This is a genomic window from Arthrobacter sp. NPDC080031, from assembly GCF_040702485.1.
Lineage (GTDB): Bacteria > Actinomycetota > Actinomycetes > Actinomycetales > Micrococcaceae > Arthrobacter.
This window is the reverse complement of record NZ_JBFBLA010000014.1, coordinates 15,367-37,184: the sequence shown is the minus strand read 5'-3', so window position 1 is coordinate 37,184 and position 21,818 is coordinate 15,367. Positions and strand designations below refer to the sequence as shown.

Here is a 21,818-nt window from a genome sequence, read left to right as displayed (position 1 = left end):
GCATCGCATCCCGTTTATCCGCCAGAATCGTTTCCCCCGTACCGAAAGTCCATAAAGCCTGCGGACTGGAGCCTGCTTGATTAACGACAGCAGCGCAAGAGGCTCAAAAGTCGGGTATGGACCACTCGCGACGGTGATTACGAGCCAATCTAATGTTTCGCTGAGTATCCGTTCCGAGCCGGACAGGCCGGACTGCCACGACTGAGCACAGACAATCGACGACCTGAGATTGGTGAAGAACTTGGACGGACAACAATGGATCTGGGTCATTGCGGTGCTGACGGGCGCGGCACTCGTAGCACTTGTTTTGATCTTCGGGCGGCGACCCCCCGCGCTCAAAAATCGCAAACGGTTTGCCAAACACCGCGAACGCGACGCCGGAACCGGGCGGGCGGCTAAGCCCAAGGCGGGATCACTCAGCCGACCGGATGGGCTCGGGGCCGTCCCTCCGGACGGGGTCGACCTAGTCACTGACCCCACGCGCTATTAGGTGAGACGAGGCAACGGCAAGCCGCTAACCGTCCGCCCCGGGATGGGGTTACACCCGCCACCGCAACCCGGGCGTTGGCCCTCGCTGCGTTCTAGGCTGGTTGCGTGAGCCACAACTACGCAGCCATCACCACGGGCCCCGCAAGCTGGCCGGACGTCGAAAGGCTCTTCGGCGTCCGTGGCGAGCCCTCGCGCTGTTGGTGCCGGTGGTTCGCCCTCACCGGCCAGGATTGGAAGACCACTCCCCCAGATGAGCGAAAGGAACAGCTCAAAGCCAAATTCGACGACGGCCCCGAACCCGGCGTCCTGGCATTCCGGGGCGACGAAGCGGTGGGCTGGTGCGCCGTGGAGCCGCGCCAGTGCTATCCGCGCATCGAACGATCCCAGATCCTCAAGACCGCGGGAGCAGGTGCCCAGGAAGGCACGGGAGTTTGGTCGGTGAGCTGTCTCGTGGTTTCTCCCGGCCATCGCCGGAGCGGGGTGGCCGCCGCATTGCTGGAGGCCGCCGTCGGGCATGCCTTCGCGCATGGCGCCGAAATCGTGGAAGGCTACCCCGTGGATCCCTCGCTGCGGCCCAAGGCCGGACCGGCCGATCTTTACCAAGGAACTGTGAAGTTGTTCGAGGCGGCTGGCTTCTTTACGGTTTCCACAGCGGTGTCCGGAAGGGCGGTCATGCGCCTGCGGCGCTGATTTTCCAAGCCGCGTAAGCCGGCGGAACAACCCAGCTAAGGCAGCGTCAACACAACCGGGCCCTCTGCAGTGATCGCCACGGTGTGTTCGCTGTGCGCCGCACGGCGGCCGTTGGCGGAGCGCAGGGTCCACTGGTCGTCGTCGTGGTAGTAGTCGTCGCTGCCGCCCAGGATCAACATCGGCTCGATAGCGATCACGAGGCCCTCAACGAGCTTCACGCCACGGCCCGGCCGCCCGAGGTTCGGCACGCTCGGCTCGGCGTGCATGGTCCGGCCAATGCCATGCCCGCCGTGATCTGCAAGGATCCCGTAGCCGCTGCGCTTGGCTTCTCCGCCAATGGCGTACGCGAGGTCGCCCATCTTGTTTCCAATCCTGGCGGCCTCGATTCCGCGGGCGAGGGCAGCGTCCGTGGCATCGATCAATTCCTGGTCCACCGGATCCACGGTGCCCACAATGAAACTGACTGCCGCGTCCCCGCACCAACCATCTACGAATGCCCCGCAATCGACGCTCAACAGATCGCCGTCCTGCAACACATATCCGTCCGGAATGCCGTGGACCACGGCGTCATTGACGCTCGTGCAAATGACCCCTGAAAAGGGCGTGGACGCCCACCGCGGACGGTAATTCAGGAACGCGGGCTTGGCTCCGGCGGCCCCCATGAAAGCGGCCGCCACCTCGTCGAGTTCCTTGAGGGACACGCCAACCCCGGCGTGCGCACGAACCGCCGAAAGTGTGTTGGCAACCACTCTTCCGGCTTCGCGCATGAGCGCAATCTCTTCTGGGGTCTTCACCATAGACACTGAGGCCTCCAAGCATGGGGAACCAGGGCCGGACCGGCCGCCGGACGAACTCTTCCACCCACTCTATGGGCGCCGCCATCGCAGTCAACCTGGCCGCGGGTCCGGCCTGGCGCAGAAGTGTCCTAAAGTCCCCGTATGGAACACCGACGAATCGCCATCATCCGCGAACGCCTGCAGGCAGAGGCAGATCCAGACCGTGCGAAAGCGGCACAGGCGTACATGAAATCAGCCATGCCTTACCTCGGTGTCAGGGTCCCCGCAGTCCGCCGCATGGTCCTCGCGACCGCTATGAAACACCTCGGGTGAATCCGGTTCAGGACTTCGGTTTGAGCTTGAGTTTCAAAGTTCCGCGCCGTGGGCGGAACAGCACGTGGGTTTTCTTGTCAAAGAACACCAGGTAGGCGATGAAGGAGACCGCGATGGCGATGGCCACTCCGCGCACCACCTCAATGGGGATCCACGGGAAGACACTCAATTGGTCCGTCAGGGCGATAAGGGTGAAGAACGCCGTCAAATAGAACACGGTCCGAAGCTGGGCGCCGTCCGCAATGCCCGTCACGGTAAAGAACACCAGCAGCCACACCATGTACCAAGGCTGGATCACCGGCGCCAGGACGACGACCGCGGCGAAGGCCCAAGCCATCCGGCGAAGCACGGTCTTGTTGAACTCTGTTGCGTCCTCGATGGGCTCGGGCATTCCGATTCCGCGGCCAGGCGTCCGTACGGCGAGCCACACGATGGCAAGCGCTGAGACCGCTGTTCCAATGGTCTGGATAACATCCGTCACGGGAACGCCGGGACCCCCGAAAAGCCCGACCACGAATCCCGCCATATGTCCCAGCAACCCCACCGGCGCGTACCAGATCCAGACGGCGCCGGGAGTCTGGAGGGCGCCAAGCCAGCCAAACCCCAGGCCGTTCACCAATCCTGCGGCTGCCAGCAGTCCCAGGGACAAACCCAACGTCGCCGACCAGCAGAGCATTCTGCGGCCCCAGCCGGCACGGGCACCGGCCCACAGCAGCCCGGCAAAAGGCAAGGCAATCAAAGTAATCGGCTTGATGGCGATCGAGGCCGTGATCAGCACGATTCCAAGCACGGGCCGTTTGACGGAGGCGAAGTACAATCCGGCAACAACCAGTCCCAACATCAGGGAGTCGTTGTGCGCGCTGGCGATGAAATTGATCAGGAGAACCGGGTTGAGGACCCCAAGCCAGAGCGCCCGCTCCGGGTTCACGCCGTGGAGCGCGGCCAAGCGGGGAACGTAGACCGCGAGCAGCATGACCCCGGCGAGGGCAGCCAGGCGGAAGGGAATCAGTGCAAGCTCGGGGACACTGGCGCTCACCCACACGGCGCCCTGTTCGATCCAGAGCCACAGCGGACCGTATGGCGTCGGTGCTTCGGTCCACAATTTGTCCGGTCCGAGCGAAAAGTAGTTACTCAGGGCTGAGATGCCGTTGGTGTACGGATTCAGTCCCTGCTCCATGAGACGGCCCTGGCCGATGTAGGCATATGCGTCCCTGCTGAACAACGGCAAGCTGAACATCATCGGGACTGCCCACATCCACAATGCGCGCCGAAGGACAGGGCGCGACGACGGGTTCCAACCGCCGATCCGCTGGGCAATGCGAAGCCAGGAGCGCAGGAGCAGGAGTGCCCCGAGGCAGAGCATTACGGTGCAGAGGATCACGCCAACCGGAGACGTCCTGGCCGTGATGAAGACGGGGGTCCGGATCAAGGCGCTGCTACTGGCCAGCCAGCCGACCCCGACCGACCCTGCCACCATGAGCAGCGAACCGACGAAGCCTTGCAGGATCGCCTTCCGTGCCACTTTCGCTATTACAGTGCCGTGTACCGGGGCGTTGGAATCGCCAAGCGCCTCTGGATGAGCCAACGAACTCCCCACCTCACGCTCACGAAACTTCGACGTCACCATCAAACAAATCCTGTCCGGTTCCCTGCCGCATCCGGGCCAAAGTGGCACTGCCGGCTGCCATGGATTAGTGCAACTGTAGCATCGCCGCCCCTGGCTTCCCGGGGCCAACCGGCCCGTGGGTCCGGCCGCGAAAGTGGCCTGAGATAGGATGGATGGGGCTCTTACGGCACCCTGTGACGATAACTACCTGACAAGGATCCTCCCATTTCCACGGACTCATTCTTCAGCGCGCTCACACGGTTCCGGCATCGTGTTCTTCCGTCTTCGGTGGAGGCAAGGCTCAATTCTCCCAAGGGCCTGTTTGTAGGCTTCTGCGTCGTGCACTTGGTCTTCCTCGTGTTCGCCCTGATTCTTTCGCTGCGTGGCGAGGCCTTCAGCGACACTTTCATCTATCGGGAGTGGACCTCTGCCGGTTTCCGGGATGAGAACCTCAGCAGCGGGCCCAGCCCGTGGGTCTACCCCGTCCTGGCCTTGGTGCCCATGGCCCTCGCGGGCGTGGCCGGACCCGGCCCGTTCTTCTTTCTCTGGGTGCTCATGATCACCCTGCTCAACGGAGCAGCCCTCGCCAAGCTCACGGGACGGGGCCGCCGTCGCGAGGCTATCCCGGCGGGCTGGTGGTGGCTGGTCTTCGTCTTCATCATGGGTTGGCTCGGATTCGCCCGGGTGGACGGATTGACTGCCCCCATCGTGCTGATCGCCTTGGCGTACGGGGTCTCGAACCCTTTCGTTGCCTCGACCCTCCTGAGCATTGCCACCTGGATGAAGGTCTGGCCGGCCGCCGTCATGCTCTCCCTGTTCACCGTGGTCAAGCAGAGAACCAAAGTGGTGGCTGCCGGAGTTCTCACCAGCGTCTTAGTCATCGCCCTCACGGCTGCCGTAGGTCAGCTGCCGAAGCTCTTTAACTTCCTGACCCAGCAGGGCGATCGTGGCATGCAGTTGGAAGCCACCTTCACCACTCCATGGTTGTGGCTCTCGGTCCTCCATGTGGGTGACTCGAGAATGTACATGAACACCGACATCAACTCGATGCAGGTGGATGGCCCCGGCACGGCCTTCATGTCGTTCCTTATGCAGCCCCTTCTTGTCCTGGCCGCCATCCTGGTTGCCGCCCTGACCTTCTGGGCACTGCACAACGGCAAGCGAACCGGCGGGGCGGACCGCACCGAACTCTTGCTGGCTGGATCCCTGACCATGGCCACGGCTTTCGTCGTATTCAACAAGGTCGGCTCACCCCAGTTCATGGTGTGGCTGGCGCCAGCTGTCGCCGTCGGGCTTGCCCACAGCTGGAACGAATGGCGGGTTCCTGCGGCGATGCTGATCGCCATCGGGGTGGCGACATACTTCATCTACCCCCTCTTCTATGACGCACTCAGCCACAACAACCCTTGGATGGCGCTGGTGTTGACGGTGCGCAATGTCCTGCTGGTGGTCCTGTTCTGCTGGTCCGTACGCCGCTTGTACCTTTTGGGCAAGAAGATCCCGGCCAACGAACCGGCCGCCGCTGCCAAGGAGTCCTGAGATTTCCGTTCGATTCTTTGACGGGCTGGCCCGCGTGCGCGACGCCGTCCTGCCGCCTGCCGCCGTCGCCTGGTTCGGCCGTCCCTCAAGCGTTTGGTGGGGTTTCGCCGCCATCCATGTGTACTTCCTCGGCTGGATGGCAAGTTTCTTCCTGTCCGGAAACACGTTCAGCGATACTGAGCAGTACCGCCAGTGGGCCATGGCCGGCTACAACCCCGCGGATCTCCACGGAGCCATCAGCCCCTGGGTATACCCGGTGCTCGCCCAGATTCCGATCTTCCTGGCCAACATCGCAGGCCCGGGCCCATACCTGCTGGTGTGGACGTTGATCATCACCGCGCTCAATGCCGCCGGCTTGTTCATCCTGACCCGCGGCCCGCGCAGGACAGCGGGCATTGCCCCTGCCTGGTGGTGGCTGTTCTTCACCGCTTTCATGGGCTACCTCAGCTTCGCGCGCGTGGAAGGCATCACGGCACCCATCGTGTTGGTCGCGCTGCTGTATGCCGCCACGCGGCCCGTGGCGGCGGGCATCCTCCTCAGCATCGCCACGTGGATCAAAGTCTGGCCGGCCGCCGTTCTGGTGCCTATCATCATCGCGAGCCACCGCAGGCTGCGGATCATCGCGTGCGGCGCCGCCGTAACCGCGGCCGTCGCACTGGGCACCTACCTTTCGGGCGGCCTCCCGCATATCCTCGACTTTTTGACCAACCAGGGTGAGCGCGGCATGCAACTTGAAGCGACGTTCTCGACCCCTTGGGTCTGGTTGAGCGTGCTCAACATCGGCGGTTCCAAAATCGCCGACAATGTCGCCATCAATTCCACCGAGGTATACGGGCCGGGGGCCAATGTGGCGGCATTCATGATGCAGCCGCTCCTGGTGCTTGCCGCCGTCGCCGGCTCTGCCCTTTTGCTTTGGGCGCTTCGGCGGGGTGCCGAAGCGGAAGAGCTGTTCCTCGAGGGCGCCCTCATGATGACCACCGCGTTCATCGTGTTCAACAAGGTGGGTTCGCCGCAATTCATCATCTGGCTTGCGCCGGTGGTTATCGCCGGCCTGACCCACGACTGGAATCGTTGGCGGGTTCCTGCGGCCCTCCTGATGGGGATCGCCATGACGACGTTCGTGATCTACCCGTTGTTCTACACGCCGCTGATCCATGCCAACCCCGTGATGGCAACTGTGCTCACCACCCGGAACGTGCTGCTGGTTGTCCTGCTCTGGTGGTCCGTGCAGCGGACCTTGGAACTGGGCCGCAAGTCCCGCGCAAGAACCGCTATTCAGAGCGCCTGAGCCGCCGCTCAAGCCTGCGGAGCAGTTGCGCAGGGGTGGAACGGATCAACAGTCTGCGCGTGTGAACGTCCAACACCATCAGGTAGACGGTGAATCCCAGGGCCACGAGGAAGGACAGGGAGGACACTTTCACGTTCAGTTCCACGAAGGACAGCACCGAAATCTGGTCCTGGGCGCCGAAGGCCACGAAAAACGTGACCGCGACATAGAGGGACTTGATCTGCCAGTCGTCCCTGATGCCCGTGACCGCGAGCAGCGGGATGAACCACAGGATGTACCACGGCTGGATAATCGGCGAAAGCATGACGACGGCGGCAAACGCCAGGGCCGCTCGCCGCACCAGCCGTGAATAGTCGCCCCGGAACATCAGTAACACCACCAGCCCGATTCCGGCCCACTTCATGAGGATCCGGAGCCCAGTGGCTACGGTGGATCCCGGCAGGCCGAGGAGATTGGCGATCACTTCGACCTGCTGGCCGAGGAAGCCCGAAGGCGAGTATCCCGTGTAGCCGGGTGTCGGGTCGAGGATGGCCCAGACCCATCCAAAGCCAAGGTTGTAAGGAATTCCGCTCACTGCCAGGACGGCAAAGCTGATGCCCGCCGTCGCGCCCCAGAAAAGGAACTTGCGGGCCCAAGTCGCTGCCGGACCCGCCCACATGAGGCCTATGAAAGGCAAGAGAAGTACCGTGATCGGCTTGATGCCGATGGAAGCCGTGACCAGCAGAAGCCCGGTGATGTGGCGCCCGGTTGCTGCGAAGTACATTCCGGCCACCGCCAGGCCCACCATGAGGGCATCATTGTGGGCGCTGGCGACGAAGCTGATGAGAAAGAGCGGGTTGGCCACGGCAATCCACAGAGCGCGGCCGGGATTGATCCCGTGCAATTCGGCGAGCCTGGGAACATACACCACGCAGAGCAGCACTCCCACAGTCGCAAGAACGCGAAACAGGAGAACAGAAAAATCGGGCTGGGCGTCGGTGATGCCCACTACCCACCTGGCAAGCCACAGGAAGTACGGTCCGTACGGCGTCTTGGCTTCAGCCCAGGCAGGATCAGCGCCCAGCGAAAACCAGTTGCTGAGCGAGGAAATGCCCGCGGTGTAGGGGTTCTGGCCTTCCAGCACCAGCCTGCCCTGGCCGGTGTAGGCGTACACGTCGCGCGAATAGATGGGCACGGCAAACATCAGGGGCGCCGCCCACGCCGCAACGGCGACTACCACCCACCTGAGCGAGCCAGGCCCCCAATCCTTGAGCCTTTGCCCGAGCCTCAACCATGACCTGACCAAAAGCATGGCCCCGGCCGTCAACAGGATGGTGGAGGTCGTCACGCCCCAGCCCTCCGTGCGCAGGGCGATGACAAGGGGGTGCCTGAACATGGGCGAGCCGTTGGCGATCCAGCCGGCACCGATCGAGCCGACGAAGATCATCAGGGATCCAAAAAATCCTTGCCAGATTGCCACATAGGCCTTGATCTGGCCGGGGGTGCCGCCGCCGATGCGCGCGGCGTCCGGGGAATAGAGGCCTGCGGCGGCTTTCTCCGACGGCGCCGCGGGTTCCTTTGCCTCATCCCGGCTATTTGAGGTGCCCACGCCCGTTCCGCCTGCCGTCATGATATTCCAGTCCCTACGTACATTGGTCCAGCTCATCGATGCAGGCAACAACCGCTCGACAACGGCCCAGTTTACCAGCCGCGGGTAGCAGCAGACGTGGAATGGAGCGCTCCGACACCCTTCCGACGCGCCCGAACGGTAGGCTTGGCGGGTGCCTATTACTAATGAACGCATCGTCTGGATCGACTGTGAGATGACCGGTCTCGACCTGGTAAACGACGCCCTGATCGAGGTCGCGGCCTTGGTGACCGATTCGGAGCTCAACATCCTGGGTGACGGGGTCGACGTCGTCATCAAACCCGAAGACGCCGCGCTTGAACAGATGAACGACTTCGTCCGCGACATGCACACCCGCTCGAAACTCCTGGACGAACTCCCGCACGGCAAGACCATGGCCGAAGCCGAAGCGATCGTCATGGAGTACATCGAGAAGTGGGTACCGGATCCGAAGAAGGCACCGCTGGGTGGCAACTCAGTCGGAACCGACCGGATGTTCCTCGCGCGGGACATGCCCAACATCGTCGAACACCTCCACTACCGGGTCATTGACGTCAGCACCATCAAGGAACTCTCGCGCCGATGGTTCCCCCGCGCCTATTTCCAGTCGCCCGCCAAACACGGTGGTCACCGTGCCCTGGGTGACATCAGGGACTCCATCGACGAACTGCGCTACTACCGCGAGGCCGTGTTCGTCCCGGCCCCTGGTCCGGATACGGCAACGGCACAGAAGATTTCCAAGCAGATTGCAGCCGGACCGGAGACGCCGGAAAGCACGTGATCTGCGGCACCTTTTCGGGAATTTTCAGCCAAAGGGCCAAAAGTGGCAAAACCACCCCCGAAGACGGGGTATAGTTTTTGTCGTTGCCTTCACAGCTAACGGGTCATTCCGAAAGCATAAAAGGCTCATGGTGGGCGTAGCTCAGTTGGCAGAGCGCCTGGTTGTGGTCCAGGAGGTCGCGGGTTCAACCCCCGTCGCTCACCCTCATGGGATTGGTAGCAGTTTATCGATCGCAGCCAAAGGCCGTACTGGTTATCCAGTGCGGCCTTTGTTTTGTTCCGGCCGATTTCGGCCATTCCAGACCCGAGAACCAGAGGACCACCTGACATGACCGTCCTGCCAGTCACCATCTGGGGCGAGCCCGTGCTTCACAGGCGGGCGAGCGAGGTGGAAGAGTTCGACGACGAGCTGCGCACCTTGATTGCCGACATGTTCGAGACGAACGAAGCCGCCAACGGCGTCGGGCTGGCCGCACCCCAGGTGGGGGTCGGCAAGCGGATCTTCGTCTTCAAATACGCCAACGAGGACGACGCACCGGACGAAGGCGTTCTGGTGAACCCGGTCCTCACGCTCTCCAAGATCCCCGGCGCCCTACCCGATCCGGAGGAAGACGTCGAAGGCTGCCTGTCGTTCCCCGGCGAACACTACCCCCTGCAAAGGGCCGAATGGGCCCGCGTCCAGGGCTTCGACGGCGACGGCCAACCGGTGGACTTCGTCGCGACAGGCTGGTTCGCGAGGGTCATGCAGCACGAGTTCGACCACCTTGACGGCAAGCTCTATGTGGACCGCCTTGTTGACCGCTACGCCAAGAAAGCGATGAAGCAGGCCAAGAAGAACGGCTGGGGAGTTCCCGGGCTGACTTGGATGCCTGGTGTTGACCCGGACCCCTTCGGACACTGAGCGATGAACGGCATCGCGCAGGACGAATTGTTCGAGCTTCTCGACATCCACGGCGAGGACGCTTTGGCATGTGCCTCGCTGTTGGCGTCACCTGCCGGAGACGGAACGCGACACGCCCTTGCCAGCCTTCACGCCCGAATTGGCACCTTTCCAAGCAAGTCTGCATCCGCCGATGGCTGCACGGAAACGGACTGGATCGAAGCGCTCCTGCGCGTCGCGCCGGTAGTCCACCGCCATCATCTTTCCCTCGGCATCCCGCCGGAGTCCTCCGCCGCGATCCTGGCCGACGTAGGACTGAACCTTCGTATCAACCGACGGGTCCATGGACGGTTCGGCTTGGACACGTGGGCGTGGCTGACCCTCCACATGGCCGGAAACATCTTCCGGATCGGCCGCTTGCAATTCCACCTTGTGCGCGGCGACGCGGGAGGACCAGCCGCCGTTGGAGACTCTTGGGTGCTGGGTGTCCACATCCCCGAGGATGGTGGCCTCTCCCCTGCCCTCGTGGACACAAGCTTCAGCCAGGCCAGGGAGTTCTTCGGGCGATACTTCCCGGACAAGGCGGTCACCGTGGCGAGCTGCGACTCCTGGATGTTGGATCCCTATCTGGCCCGGAAACTTCCGGACAGCAACATCGCTGCTTTTGCCCGCCGGTTCACCCTTGACCGCTGTTCAGACGCTCCGGCCGACGCCGTCTACTTCACCTTCCGGCAGCGCGGCTTGGCAAACCTCGATCGGCTCCCCCGCGAGACCTCGCTTCAGCGGGTGGTGCTGGAACGGATCGACGACGGCGGGGTCTGGCAACTTGGACACGGCCACTTGGTGCTTCCCCCGGCGCCGGGCAACCAGGCCTGACGCGGCCGCCCCCGCGCCCTCGGACGGTTACTTCGCCCTGATGGTCCGCTGACCGGGGCACGAGTCCAGGACGCGCCTTATGGCGTCTTTCTCCCCCTGGGTGACCCAGAGCCTGTACGCGGCTTTGACGGAAACCTGACGGGCTACGTAATGGCAGCGAAAGCCCTTGTTGGCAGGGAGCCAGCTCGCGGCGTCGCTCGCGCCTTTCTTCACGTTGGCGGGACCGTCAACGGCAATGAGGTTGAGGGGGTCGTTGGCGAGGCTTTGGCGCTGTTTGGCGGTGAGCTGCTGGGCGCCTTTCTGCCAGGCGTCCCCGAGAGCCACCACGTGGTCGATCTGCACGGCTGAGCTGCTTTCGGCGCCCCTGCGGAAATGGATGTCCTGCCCGACGTAGGGCTCACGTAGCTCCCCGGAAGCGATCCTGCATTTGGAGCCTGCGGTGAACTCCGACGCCGTAAGATCCCGCCTCAGGATGTCGTTCCTTGTATCGCAGCCGTTTCGGTCGACGTCGAGCCACGCCTGGCCGAATTCGTTGCGGTCGTAGTTGTCCTTGCCTGCCCGCCCCTTCACGGGAAGCGCCTCCAAGGCATCAACGGCCGAACCGACGGGCACCGGCTGAACAGCTTCCACCGGCTTCATCCAGTCCGGGTCGAAGACCGGAGCTTCCGTTGGCCCATTGACCGGGTCCTGGCCAACTGCGAACTGTCCGTCGGTGAAGAACCATCCGATGCCGGCGAGTCCACCCGCGATGATGAGAATCACCAGCACCCAGGCCTGCAGGGACTGGCGGCGGGCGCGTCGATAGGCGGCCCAGGTGGTGCTCAAGGGATTGTGTCCTTTCGGGGAGGATGACGTCCCTTGAGACTAGATGAGGGTCAGGTGGCCGATGCCGATATCCACAGTGTGGAGGGGAAGTCGGGGCGCCGGGCTTACTGCTCCTTGGTGACGCGTTTCAGGTCTTCGGCCGCCAACTCCAAAAGAGACCCCAACTGGATGACCCGGTCCTCGGAGATGTCACCCGCTGCGTGTGCGGCTTTGGCTTCGTCAAGCAGGCGCTGGGCTTCCTTAAGGTTGGCGCGCGCCACGTCCAGTGCGTGCTCCAGGGTTGTTTCATGTTCCAGAATCTTTTCGCTTTCCATGCGTCCATTCTGGTCAGGTTTCCCGGCTGATACCAGCGCATCAGCCGGGAATACCCTGTGTCTTTCCCGGCCTTGGCCAGGGCAGGCTAGACCGCTGCCGGCTCCAACGATGCCTTCGGCTCCAGGCCAACGGAGACGCTGCGTGCCGGGAACGACGGCGGGTTCACGCCGGCCATTTCCTCCATGACGCGCACTACCTGGCAGGAGTAGCCGAATTCGTTGTCGTACCAGACGTACACCACGAGGTTCTTGTCGTTGGCGATGGTGGCCAGGCCGTCCACGATGCCCGCACGGCGGGAGCCGACGAAGTCCGTGGAGACGACCTCGGGCGAGTCGATGAAGTCGATCTGCTTGCGCAGTTCCGAGTGCAGGGACATCTCGCGAAGGTAGTTGTTGACTTCATCCTTCGTGGTTCCCTTTTCAAGGTTCAGATTCAGGATGGCCATCGACACGTCCGGGGTGGGAACGCGGATCGCGTTGCCGGTCAGCTTGCCCTGCAGTTCCGGGAGGGCCTTCGCCACCGCCTTGGCCGCACCTGTTTCGGTGATCACCATGTTCAGGGCAGCCGAGCGGCCGCGGCGGTCGCCCTTGTGGAAGTTGTCGATCAGGTTCTGGTCGTTCGTGAACGAGTGGACGGTTTCCACGTGTCCGTGGATGACGCCGAACTTGTCGTTGAGTGCCTTGAGCACGGGAGTGATCGCATTGGTGGTGCAGGATGCTGCCGTAATGATCTTGTCCGTGTCCTCGATGGAGGAGTGGTTGATGCCGTGGACGATGTTCTTCAGCTCGCCCTTGCCCGGAGCCGTGAGCAGCACGCGCGCGACGCCTTTGCTCTGCAGGTGCTGGGACAGGCCCTCGGCGTCGCGCCAGCGGCCCGTGTTGTCAACCACGAGGGCATCCTTGATCCCGAAGGCCGTGTAGTCGACCGTGGAGGGGTTGTCCGAGTAGATGACCTGGATCTGGACACCGTTGGCCGTGATCGTGTTTGCGGCCTCGTCCACGCGGATGGTGCCTTCAAAGGAACCGTGCACGGAGTCGCGCCGCAGCAGGCTGGCGCGCTTGACGAGGTCGTTCTCGGCTCCCTTGCGGACCACGATGGCGCGCAGGCGCAGGCCGTGCCCGCCGCCGGCCTTTTCGATCAGGAGGCGGGCCAGCAGGCGGCCGATGCGGCCGAAACCGTAAAGCACGACGTCGGTGCTGGTCCGGTCGTCCGCGCCGCGGCGCCCCACAACCTCGGCAAGTTCGGCACGGAGGAAGTCTTCCAAGGGCGTGCCCGGGGCCTCGGCCTTGTACTTCTCGTTCAGGCGGGCGATGTCGATCGCGGCGGCCCCGAGTTCAAGTTCGGCCAGCGTGTTCAGTAGCGGCGCGGTTTCCTCGAGCCGGAGTTCGTCCTTGCTCATCCGGCGCGCAAAACGGTGGGCTTTCAGGATGTTCATCGACGACTTGTTGATGAGGCTGCGCCCGTGGATGCTCGTGACCACGTTGTTCTCACGGTACAGCCGGCCGATCACCGGAATCATGGCCTCGGCCAGCGCTTCGCGGCCCATCCACGTATCAAGACAAGAATCTGATGACTGGCTCACAGAACTACCTTCCTAGGGTCAGCTACATACGTCCTCGTACGTAGATGGCGGCCGCCCGGAGTAATCCTGCGGCACTGGCATCGGCGGGACTTCGGTCTGCCCGGACACCTCAAACGCTGCAAAGAAAAACCGCCGGCTGCGAACGCAGAACCGGCGGTGGAACTTCTACGTTCACTGTCCATTCTAAGGTCTGGCACGGGAGGCTTTGGCCGCCGGAACGCGTGAATTCACTCACACACACGGCTGAGGGATGGGTTGACCGATACGCCGGGTTCTGTGCTCCCGCGCCGTTGCCGGCGAAGGAGTGGCGACCATCCATCTACGAACGCCGTTGCCGACGCCCTCCAGCGGCCTACCCGGACACTCGAGCGAGCAGCCCTCAATCGTGTCCTGTCTGGCCTTGCTCCGGGTGGGGTTTACCTAGCCTCCCTGGTCACCCAGGGAGCTGGTGGTCTCTTACACCACCGTTTCACCCTTACCCGCTGCCTGCCTGTGCTGGCACAAGCAAACGCGGGCGGTCTGTTCTCTGTGGCACTGGCCTGCGGGTTACCCCGAGTGGGCGTTACCCACCACCCTGCCCTGTGGAGCCCGGACGTTCCTCGAGCCACTTGCGTGGCGCGCGGCCGCCTAGCCAACCCATCCGCCCTACAGTCTACCGGCGTCGGGCCCTGCACCCCGACCAGTCAACGGTCCCGGCAATGCGGCTAATATCGACTGGTGCTGATTCTGCTGCCGCCTTCCGAAGGCAAGACCCCCGCGGTGAGGGGCTCCGCCCTCGATTGGGAGTCCTTGAGCTTTCCCGAACTCAACAGTTACCGGGCCAAGGTGCTCGACGCGCTCGGCCTGGTCAGCGCGCATGAGGACGCCCTCGCCCTGTTGGGGGTGGGCGCATCCTTGAAGGACGACGTCGAACGCAATACCCGGCTCCACGCCGAACCCGCAGCCCCTGCCCATCAGGTGTATTCCGGTGTCCTATACGACGCGCTCGGCTACCAGACCCTGACAGCGGCACAGCGCCGCAAGGCGGTGGAGTCGATCCTCGTCGTATCCGCCCTGTGGGGCGCCATCGGCTTCGGCGACCGCGTGCCCGCCTACCGTTTGTCCATGGGAACGGCACTGCCCGACGTCGGGCGCCTCGCGTCGTTCTGGAAACCGCAGCTTACGCAGGCCCTCGCCTCCCGGGTGGAGGGCGAGCTGCTGGTGGACTGCCGCTCCAGCACATACGCCGCGGCGTGGGCTCCGCCCGTGGCGCAGACTGTCTCCGTCAACGTCTTTTCCGAGTCCAATGGCAAACGCACGGTCGTCAGCCACTTCGCCAAGCACACCCGCGGCGAACTGGCCCGGCACTTGCTCAGCCGTCGGGGCAAGGCACCGGGGACGCCCGAACAGCTTCTCAAGGCCGCCTCGGAAATCTGGACAGCGGAGTTGACGGAAGGCACGGCGCGCAAGCCGCACACCCTCAGCATCATCCTGCCCAACTAACTAGCAGTAGGTGTCGTTTACGGCCCTGAAAACGACATTAACTGCGTGGGCCCACGCCGCCAGGGTTCCCTGGCCGAGCTTGCGAGGCGAGGGGGGCGGTGGGGATCAGTTGGGTGGGAAACAGGCGGTTAGTTCCACTCGGCGGAGCGCACCAGGATGCAGCCGGAATCGGGGCAGAACACGATCTCGTCTTCGGCAGCGGCTTGGACCTCGGCGAGGTCGCCCGGGCTGAGCGTCATTCCCGAGCCTTCGGACTTGCCGTGGAACAGCCGGGCGGCCCCCACCCCGCGCTTGGCGAGGGTCTTTTCGTAGATGGCAAGCATCCCGGCGTCGAGCCCTTCGGCGAAGGCGGTCCGCTGAGCGCGCACATCCTCCTCTTCGGCAACAATCTCGGCGATCGCGGCGTCCAGCTCGGCACGGATCCCGGAGAAAGAACCCTGGATGTCATCGACGATCTGCTGTTGCGCGGCTTGGCGCTCCCTGAGTCCGTCCAGGCGTTCCAGGATTTCCAGTTCGACATCTTCAAGGTCAGAGCGGCGCTTGTTCAGCGACGCGATGTCGCTTTGCAGCGCAACGAGATCCTTGGACAGTCCCGTCCCGCTGTTCAGCCGCGCTTCGTCCCGCTCAATGCGGCTGGCCACTTGCTCGACGTCTGCCTCTGACTTGCGCAGCTCTGTTTCGGCGTCGTGGACGGCAAGTTTCGCGGTCCCGAGAGCCCCGTTGGCCACGCTGAGGGCGTCCTGGAGATCGGTGATGCGGGGGTCGGTCTCCAACGTGCGACGGCGGTTCGCCAAGGATTTGAGCTTCGCATCCAACCCCTGCAGTTCGAGCAATTTCAACTGTTCCGCCGGTGCTGCCTTGGCCACGCTTACCTCCGCTTGATCGTGCCGGGGTTGATGTTCAGCCCCAGCCAGGCCTTGGGCCTGCTTGTCTCGACTCTAGCGCCTGGGGTGCTCCCCTGCCTCGCTTAGCCGGGAGTCAGAATGAAGTCCCAGGGATCGCTGTTGGTGGAAGCTACCCGGATCTCGACGTCATGGCCCTGGTCAGCGAGCACATTGCCGAGCGCTTCGGCCGCCGCGGGCAGCCACAGCCACTCGCTCGCGAAATGCGACACGTCAACGAGGTACGGCCTGCCGTCAACGGCAGCTTCGCGGGCCTCGGATGCCGGGTGGTGCCGCATATCCGCGGTGACGTAGATGTCTGCCTCGCTGGCGCGGACGGCGTCGAAGAGACTGTCTCCCGCTCCCCCGCAGACGGCCACACGGCGCACGAGTCCATCCTTGTCCCCGGCGACGCGCACGCCGCCGGCCACTGAGGGCAGGATCTCGAATACCCGCGCGGCGAAATCTCCCAGGGTCATGACCTCGGGCAGGTCGCCGACCCGGCCGATGCCCTCTTCCGGCAGGCCGTGGGCCGCAGGAGCCAGGGGCACAACGTTGTCCAGTCCAAACGCGTCAGCGAGGACATCGGAAACGCCGCCGACGGCGGAGTCCCCGTTGGTGTGCACGGTCAACAACCCGGTACCGGACTCAATGAGCCGGTGGACAGCAAGGCCCTTGGCACTCGTGGCGGCAACGGAGGTGACGCCCTTGAGCAGCAAAGGATGGTGCGTAACGAGGAGCTCGGCACCCCATTCAATGGCTTCTTCAATGGCGGCGAGTGTCGGATCCACAGCGAACATGACCTTGGTGACGGTGGCGGTTGGCCGTCCGACTACCAGTCCTACCTCGTCCCATTCCTCGGCGAGCGATTCCGGCCAGAGCTCCTCCGCTGCCAAGAGGACCTGACCGAGCGTAGGGGTGCTGGCTTTCGGAGTTCCGGCTGCGCCATTCTCCGGTTCTTCGCCGGATCCTGTATCTGCAACCGAGGTGTTCACAGCTTCCATGCATTACATTCTTGCGCATCCGGCGGCCAAGTCGCGCTTGCCGCAACCGGACGGTTCGAGATTCCTGCCACTGGGCCGGTCCGCGCCGTCACAGTCCCGTAAGGTTGTGCGGGAATCATCCGTGACTCCCGGCCATTGAAGAGATCATGAAAACTTTTGTACTTGGCGGAGGCTGCTTCTGGTGCCTCGACGCTGTCTACCAGAAGACCAAGGGAGTCAGTTCCGTGGTTTCCGGCTACACGGGCGGGCATATCCGCAATCCTGACTATTACGATGTGTGCTCCGGAATGACGGGCCACGCGGAGGTCGTCGCCGTGACTTTCGACGAGGACATCATTCCGGCGGACATTATCCTTGACATGTTCTTTGCACTGCACGATCCCACCACGCTCAACCGCCAGGGCTACGACGTCGGAACCCAGTACCGTTCCTCGATGTTCTACACCACCACGGAAGAAAAGATCCTTTTCGAGGAAGCCATCCTGCGGAACCAGAAACTGTGGTCCAAGCCGATTGTGACCGAGGTCAGCAGGCTGCCGGAATTCTACGAGGCCGAATCCATCCACCAGGACTACTACGCCAAGTTCCCGGAGCAAGGCTATTGCCAGGTGATCATTAACCCCAAGCTCGCCAAGGCCAGGAAATATTACTCTTCGTGGCTCCGCGCGTAGCAGCGTGTAGCACCGCTCGTTAGGCTGACCTCAGCAGTAGCTATTTCAGCGAATTCAGAGAATAGGCATGATTACATGGCACGGATCTACGACGACGTCACCCAGCTGATCGGCGGAACCCCCCTGGTCCGCTTGAACAGGCTCACCGAAGGCTTGGATGCCACGGTTGCCGTGAAGCTGGAGTTCTACAACCCCGCCAATAGCGTCAAGGACCGCATCGGCGTCGCGATCGTCGATGCTGCCGAGAAGTCCGGTGCGCTGAAGCCCGGTGGCACGATCGTCGAGGGAACCTCCGGCAACACCGGCATCGCGCTGGCCCTGGTCGGCGCGGCGCGCGGTTACAAGGTCATCCTGACCATGCCGGAGACCATGTCCACCGAGCGCCGTGTCATGCTGCGCGCTTACGGCGCTGAGATTGTCCTGACTCCCGGCTCCGAAGGCATGCGCGGTGCCGTCGAAAAGGCCCAGGAAATTGTCGCCAACACGGAAAACTCCGTCTGGGCCCAGCAGTTCGCCAACGAGGCAAATCCGGAGATCCACCGCACAACTACTGCCGAGGAAATCTGGGCGGACACCGAGGGCGGCGTGGACATCTTCGTCGGCGGAGTCGGCACGGGCGGCACCATCACCGGCGTCGGGCAGGTCCTGAAGGAGCGCAAGCCGGAGATCCAGATCGTGGCCGTCGAGCCCAAGGACTCCCCCATCCTGAATGGCGGCGCCCCCGGCCCGCACAAGATCCAGGGCCTGGGTGCGAACTTCATCCCGGAAATCCTGGACACCAACGTCTATGACGAGGTTCTCGACGCAACCCTCGAGGATTCGGTGGCCACCGCACGCGCCCTTGGCACCAAGGAGGGCATCCTGGGCGGCATCTCTGCCGGCGCAGCCGTCTGGGGTGCACTGCAGCTCGCGAAGCGTCCGGAGAACAAGGACAAGCTCATCGTGGCAATCGTTCCCGACTTCGGCGAACGTTACATCTCCACCGTGCTTTTTGACGATATTCGCGGCTGATTGCGGACCCCGCGCAACCGCTTTCTTTCATTTCCTGTAGAAAGGTCTTTGTGAGCTTCTTCGCAAGACTTATGGAGGACCTCGAGGCCGCCCGGTCACATGACCCGGCGGCCCGAGGCTCCTTTGAGAACTTTTTTGCCTACTCCGGCCTGCATGCCATCTGGGCACACCGCGTGACGCACAAATTGTGGCAACACCCTGAGCTGCGCTTCCCTGCACGGCTCATTTCCCAGCTTGCCCGGTTCCTGACCGGGATCGAGATCCACCCCGGGGCGACTATCGGCCGCAGGTTCTTCATTGACCACGGCATGGGCGTGGTGATCGGCGAGACCGCCGAGATCGGCGAAGACGTCATGATCTACCACGGAGTGACGCTGGGTGGCCGGTCCTTGGCCAAGGTCAAGCGCCATCCCACCATCGGGGATCGGGTCACCATCGGAGCCGGAGCCAAGGTCCTTGGTCCCATCACCATAGGCGCCGACAGTGCGATCGGCGCCAACGCCGTCGTGGTCAAGGACGCACCGCCTGAGTCGATCATCACCGGCGTTCCTGCGACGTGGCGGCACCGTGATGCCAAGAGCGAAACGAAACCCGCCGTCGACCCCGCCGAGTACTACATCGAGTACCGGATCTAACCGGAAAAGCGTTTGTAGGCATTCCAGAAAACCGTGTCGAAGGCCCGGTCGGGAAGCACCCTCCGCAGGGCCAGAATGGTCCAGGCACCCCTGCCCACCGGGTAGCGGGTCCTGGGCCTTCGCGAAGTCGCCGCATGGACTATGGCGCCCGCCACGGTGCGCGGGTGCGTCGAAAGAGCGGTTCCCGACGTCGATGCCAGGGCGGCCGCCACGATCCTGGCCTGCTCGCGATAGGGTCCATGTCCGGAGACCGTCAGCAGGCTCTCCCCGGCGATGGTTCCCCATTCCGTGTCCGTGCCGGCAGGTTCGATGATTGCCACGTCGATGCCGTGCGGCTTCAGTTCCAGGCGGAGCGAGTCGCTGAGGCCTTCGACGGCGAATTTGGTTCCGTGGTACCACGCTCCCAGGGGCTCATACATTTTGCCGCCGATCGAGGACACGTTGATGATCCTGCCCGAAGCCGCAGCCCGCATCACCGGAATCACCAGCTGGGACATCCGGGCGAGACCGAAGACGTTGACCTCGAACTGGCGCCGGCCCTCGTCCAGCGGCACCTCTTCCAAGGAACCATAGGAACCGTATCCGGCGTTGTTGACCAGTACGTCGAGCCGCCCCTGCTCGGCCAGGATAAGGTCCACGGCGGCTTTCATCGAGTCATCCTCAGTGACGTCCAGGGGCAACACCTTGATTCCGTGGGCTTTGAGCGGCTCCATCTTTTCGACCCGCCGCGCCCCTGCGTACACGATCATCCCTGTTTTGCTGAGCTTGATGGCGGCTTCGAAACCGATTCCGGTTGACGCACCTGTGACAAATGCGACGCGTTGCGGCATGGACTACTCCCTCGTGCGGCGGATGGTGTTTCCTTCAGGACGTACCTACGGCAAAGGCCGGCGCCTCCACAGTAACGCGGAAGTGCCGGCCTTTGCCGTGAACCGAGTGGGGCGGCAGGGTCCCTAGTGGGTGTCGACTGCCGAGATCTCGGACTTGTCTTCGCCCCAGAGGGTGTGGAAGGTTCCTTCGGCGTCGACGCGGCCGTAGGTGTGTGCGCCGAAGAGGTCGCGCTGTCCCTGGATGACCGCTGCGGCGAGGCGCTTACGGCGAAGTCCGTCGTAGTAGGCCAGCGAGGAGGAGAACACGGGGACCGGGATGCCCAGCTGCACTGCCGTTGCCACGACGCGGCGCCATGCCGGCAGGGCGCCGGCGATCGCCTTGGTGAAGGCCGGGGCGAACAGCAGGTTGGCCGGCTTCTCCTCGGCTGCGTAGGCGTTGGTGATTTCCTTGAGCAGCTCGGCGCGGATGATGCAGCCACCGCGCCACAGCGAAGCGATTTCATCGAGCTTGAGGTCCCAGCCGTATTCCTTCGCGGCGGAGGTCAGCATGTCCAGGCCCTGGGCGTAGGAAACGAGCTTGGAAGCGTAGAGCGCCTGGCGGACGTCCTCGACGAAGTTTTCGGGGACCTCGACGGCGATTTCCTCGCCCGCGAGCAGCTCCTGGCCCAGCTTGCGCTGTTCCGCCTGGGAAGACAGGGCCCGGGCGAAGACGGACTCCGCGATGCCCGAAACCGGGGAGCCGAGCTCGAGTGCGGAGATGACCGTCCAGCGGCCGGTGCCCTTCTGCCCGGCAGCATCGACGACCACATCGACGAACGGCTTGCCCGTCTTGGCGTCGACGTGGCCCAGGACCTCCGCGGAGATTTCGATCAGGAAGGAAGCGAGTTCGCCCTTGTTCCATTCGGCGAAGATCTTGGACTGCTCGGCCGGTTCGATGCCGGCGCCGGAGCGCAGGAGATCGAAGGCTTCGCCGATGACCTGCATGTCGGCGTATTCGATGCCGTTGTGGACCATCTTGACGAAGTGTCCGGCGCCGTCGGTGCCGATCCACGCGCAGCAGGGCTTGCCGTCAACCTTGGCGGAGATCTTTTCGAGCAGCGGGCCCAGAGCCTCGTAGGACTCCTTGGAACCGCCGGGCATGATGGAGGGGCCGTTGAGGGCGCCCTCTTCGCCGCCGGAAACGCCGACGCCCACGAAGTGCAGGTCTTTCTCGGCCAGCGCGGATTCGCGGCGGCGGGTGTCCTCGTAGTGCGAGTTGCCGGCGTCGATCACGATGTCACCGGGTTCCAGCAAGGGAACGAGCTGGTCGATGACGGCGTCGACCGGCTTGCCGGCCTTCACCATGATCAGGACGCGGCGGGGCTTCTCGAGGGAGTCCACGAGTTCCTGGAGGGTTTCCGTTCGGATGAAGTCGCCGTCCGTGCCGTGCTTGGCCAGCAGGGCGTCGGTCTTCTCGACGGAGCGGTTGTGGAGGGCAACGGTGAAGCCGTTGCGGGCCAGGTTGCGGGCCAGATTGGCGCCCATCACCGCGAGGCCGGTGACACCGATGTGTGCTGACATCAAAACTCCAATTCATTCTTGTGCATCGAGTCCTGCTAGGAGCGAGGAAACGCTTTCTAGAGCAGTAGCTGGAATAAACCATACGTATTCGGACCACGTCTGGGAAAGTTGCGCCCACGTTTTGGAAACGTCCGCGTCACAAAAGAGTCTATGTTGCGA

21 protein-coding genes, 1 tRNA gene and 1 other RNA gene are annotated in these 21,818 nt (G+C 63.5%); 12 read left to right on the top strand and 11 right to left on the bottom strand.

Annotation, left to right across the window (positions count from 1 at the left end; all coding sequences use genetic code 11):
* The first annotated feature begins 594 nt into the window (after positions 1–594).
* Positions 595–1,179, top strand: a complete 585-nt coding sequence (locus AB0323_RS13310) for a GNAT family N-acetyltransferase (RefSeq protein ID WP_366177743.1) — start codon at positions 595–597, stop codon at positions 1,177–1,179.
* Positions 1,180–1,214: 35 nt separating this feature from the next.
* On the opposite strand, the gene map is transcribed toward AB0323_RS13310, so the two are convergent.
* On the bottom strand, positions 1,215–1,982 hold the full coding sequence (map, locus tag AB0323_RS13305) for a type I methionyl aminopeptidase (protein WP_366177742.1): 768 nt from the start codon (positions 1,980–1,982) through the stop codon (positions 1,215–1,217).
* A 135-nt stretch (positions 1,983–2,117) separates the two neighbouring features.
* Between map and AB0323_RS13300 the strand changes: the two genes are divergently transcribed.
* Positions 2,118–2,288, top strand: a complete 171-nt coding sequence (locus AB0323_RS13300) for a DNA alkylation repair protein (RefSeq protein WP_366177741.1) — start codon at positions 2,118–2,120, stop codon at positions 2,286–2,288.
* Between the two features lie 7 nt (positions 2,289–2,295).
* Here AB0323_RS13300 and mptB (AB0323_RS13295) read toward each other — a convergent pair whose 3' ends face one another.
* Complete coding sequence (gene mptB, locus AB0323_RS13295; RefSeq protein ID WP_366177740.1) at positions 2,296–3,810, bottom strand: polyprenol phosphomannose-dependent alpha 1,6 mannosyltransferase MptB; 1,515 nt, start codon at positions 3,808–3,810, stop codon at positions 2,296–2,298.
* A 309-nt stretch (positions 3,811–4,119) separates the two neighbouring features.
* On the opposite strand from mptB (AB0323_RS13295), the gene AB0323_RS13290 reads away from it, so the two are divergent.
* Complete coding sequence (locus AB0323_RS13290) at positions 4,120–5,433, top strand: glycosyltransferase family 87 protein (RefSeq protein ID WP_366177802.1); 1,314 nt, start codon at positions 4,120–4,122, stop codon at positions 5,431–5,433.
* Positions 5,434–5,467: 34 nt separating this feature from the next.
* The gene (locus AB0323_RS13285) at positions 5,468–6,721 is read left to right on the top strand and encodes a glycosyltransferase 87 family protein (RefSeq protein ID WP_366177739.1); all 1,254 of its coding nucleotides are present in this window, start codon (positions 5,468–5,470) and stop codon (positions 6,719–6,721) included.
* Here AB0323_RS13285 and mptB (AB0323_RS13280) read toward each other — a convergent pair.
* The gene (gene mptB, locus AB0323_RS13280; RefSeq protein WP_366177738.1) at positions 6,705–8,366 is read right to left on the bottom strand and encodes a polyprenol phosphomannose-dependent alpha 1,6 mannosyltransferase MptB; all 1,662 of its coding nucleotides are present in this window, start codon (positions 8,364–8,366) and stop codon (positions 6,705–6,707) included. The two genes, AB0323_RS13285 and mptB (AB0323_RS13280), sit on opposite strands and share 17 nt — an antisense overlap.
* 115 nt (positions 8,367–8,481) lie before the next feature.
* Here mptB (AB0323_RS13280) and orn point away from each other — a divergent pair, with 115 nt between their 5' ends.
* The 4 genes from orn to AB0323_RS13260 all read left to right on the top strand — a co-directional run bounded on the left by orn (position 8,482) and on the right by AB0323_RS13260 (position 10,863).
* The gene (orn, locus tag AB0323_RS13275; RefSeq protein ID WP_366177737.1) at positions 8,482–9,108 is read left to right on the top strand and encodes an oligoribonuclease; all 627 of its coding nucleotides are present in this window, start codon (positions 8,482–8,484) and stop codon (positions 9,106–9,108) included.
* A 130-nt stretch (positions 9,109–9,238) separates the two neighbouring features.
* Positions 9,239–9,311, top strand: a tRNA-His gene (locus AB0323_RS13270).
* A gap of 124 nt (positions 9,312–9,435) precedes the next feature.
* Positions 9,436–10,008, top strand: coding sequence for a peptide deformylase (gene def / locus AB0323_RS13265; RefSeq protein ID WP_364537891.1), 573 nt, complete (start codon positions 9,436–9,438; stop codon positions 10,006–10,008).
* A 3-nt stretch (positions 10,009–10,011) separates the two neighbouring features.
* Positions 10,012–10,863: an acyltransferase domain-containing protein gene (locus AB0323_RS13260; protein WP_366177736.1), complete on the top strand. Its 852-nt coding sequence runs from the start codon at positions 10,012–10,014 to the stop codon at positions 10,861–10,863.
* Between the two features lie 27 nt (positions 10,864–10,890).
* On the opposite strand, the gene AB0323_RS13255 is transcribed toward AB0323_RS13260, so the two are convergent.
* From AB0323_RS13255 to rnpB, 4 genes are all read right to left on the bottom strand, one after another.
* Entirely contained in the window at positions 10,891–11,688 is a 798-nt protein-coding gene (locus tag AB0323_RS13255) for an HNH endonuclease family protein (protein ID WP_366177735.1), read from the bottom strand.
* Between the two features lie 104 nt (positions 11,689–11,792).
* Positions 11,793–12,002, bottom strand: coding sequence for a hypothetical protein (locus AB0323_RS13250; RefSeq protein WP_364537897.1), 210 nt, complete (start codon positions 12,000–12,002; stop codon positions 11,793–11,795).
* Positions 12,003–12,088: 86 nt separating this feature from the next.
* Positions 12,089–13,585: a glyceraldehyde-3-phosphate dehydrogenase gene (locus tag AB0323_RS13245; protein WP_366177734.1), complete on the bottom strand. Its 1,497-nt coding sequence runs from the start codon at positions 13,583–13,585 to the stop codon at positions 12,089–12,091.
* Positions 13,586–13,832: 247 nt separating this feature from the next.
* An RNA gene (rnpB, locus tag AB0323_RS13240) (RNase P RNA component class A) lies at positions 13,833–14,224 on the bottom strand.
* 78 nt (positions 14,225–14,302) lie between these two features.
* Here rnpB and AB0323_RS13235 point away from each other — a divergent pair.
* Entirely contained in the window at positions 14,303–15,067 is a 765-nt protein-coding gene (locus AB0323_RS13235) for a peroxide stress protein YaaA (protein ID WP_366177733.1), read from the top strand.
* 128 nt (positions 15,068–15,195) lie between these two features.
* Here the strand turns inward: AB0323_RS13235 and AB0323_RS13230 are convergent, their stop codons facing one another.
* Together AB0323_RS13230 and AB0323_RS13225 are read right to left on the bottom strand one after the other, a co-directional pair.
* Complete coding sequence (locus AB0323_RS13230) at positions 15,196–15,933, bottom strand: C4-type zinc ribbon domain-containing protein (RefSeq protein WP_366177732.1); 738 nt, start codon at positions 15,931–15,933, stop codon at positions 15,196–15,198.
* 101 nt (positions 15,934–16,034) lie between these two features.
* On the bottom strand, positions 16,035–16,952 hold the full coding sequence (locus AB0323_RS13225) for a Nif3-like dinuclear metal center hexameric protein (protein ID WP_366177731.1): 918 nt from the start codon (positions 16,950–16,952) through the stop codon (positions 16,035–16,037).
* A gap of 146 nt (positions 16,953–17,098) precedes the next feature.
* Between AB0323_RS13225 and msrA the strand changes: the two genes are divergently transcribed.
* From msrA to epsC, 3 genes are all read left to right on the top strand, one after another.
* Positions 17,099–17,623 carry a peptide-methionine (S)-S-oxide reductase MsrA gene (gene msrA, locus AB0323_RS13220; RefSeq protein WP_366177730.1) on the top strand — a complete coding sequence of 175 codons (525 nt, stop codon included), beginning with the start codon at positions 17,099–17,101 and terminating at the stop codon, positions 17,621–17,623.
* Between the two features lie 75 nt (positions 17,624–17,698).
* Positions 17,699–18,634, top strand: a complete 936-nt coding sequence (gene cysK / locus AB0323_RS13215) for a cysteine synthase A (protein WP_364537909.1) — start codon at positions 17,699–17,701, stop codon at positions 18,632–18,634.
* Positions 18,635–18,684: 50 nt separating this feature from the next.
* Positions 18,685–19,269 carry a serine O-acetyltransferase EpsC gene (gene epsC, locus AB0323_RS13210; RefSeq protein WP_284984325.1) on the top strand — a complete coding sequence of 195 codons (585 nt, stop codon included), beginning with the start codon at positions 18,685–18,687 and terminating at the stop codon, positions 19,267–19,269.
* On the opposite strand, the gene AB0323_RS13205 is transcribed toward epsC, so the two are convergent.
* Complete coding sequence (locus tag AB0323_RS13205) at positions 19,266–20,099, bottom strand: oxidoreductase (RefSeq protein WP_366177729.1); 834 nt, start codon at positions 20,097–20,099, stop codon at positions 19,266–19,268. The two genes, epsC and AB0323_RS13205, sit on opposite strands and share 4 nt — an antisense overlap.
* Before the next feature lie 123 nt (positions 20,100–20,222).
* Positions 20,223–21,659: an NADP-dependent phosphogluconate dehydrogenase gene (gene gndA / locus AB0323_RS13200; protein ID WP_366177728.1), complete on the bottom strand. Its 1,437-nt coding sequence runs from the start codon at positions 21,657–21,659 to the stop codon at positions 20,223–20,225.
* Positions 21,660–21,818: the final 159 nt, after the last annotated feature.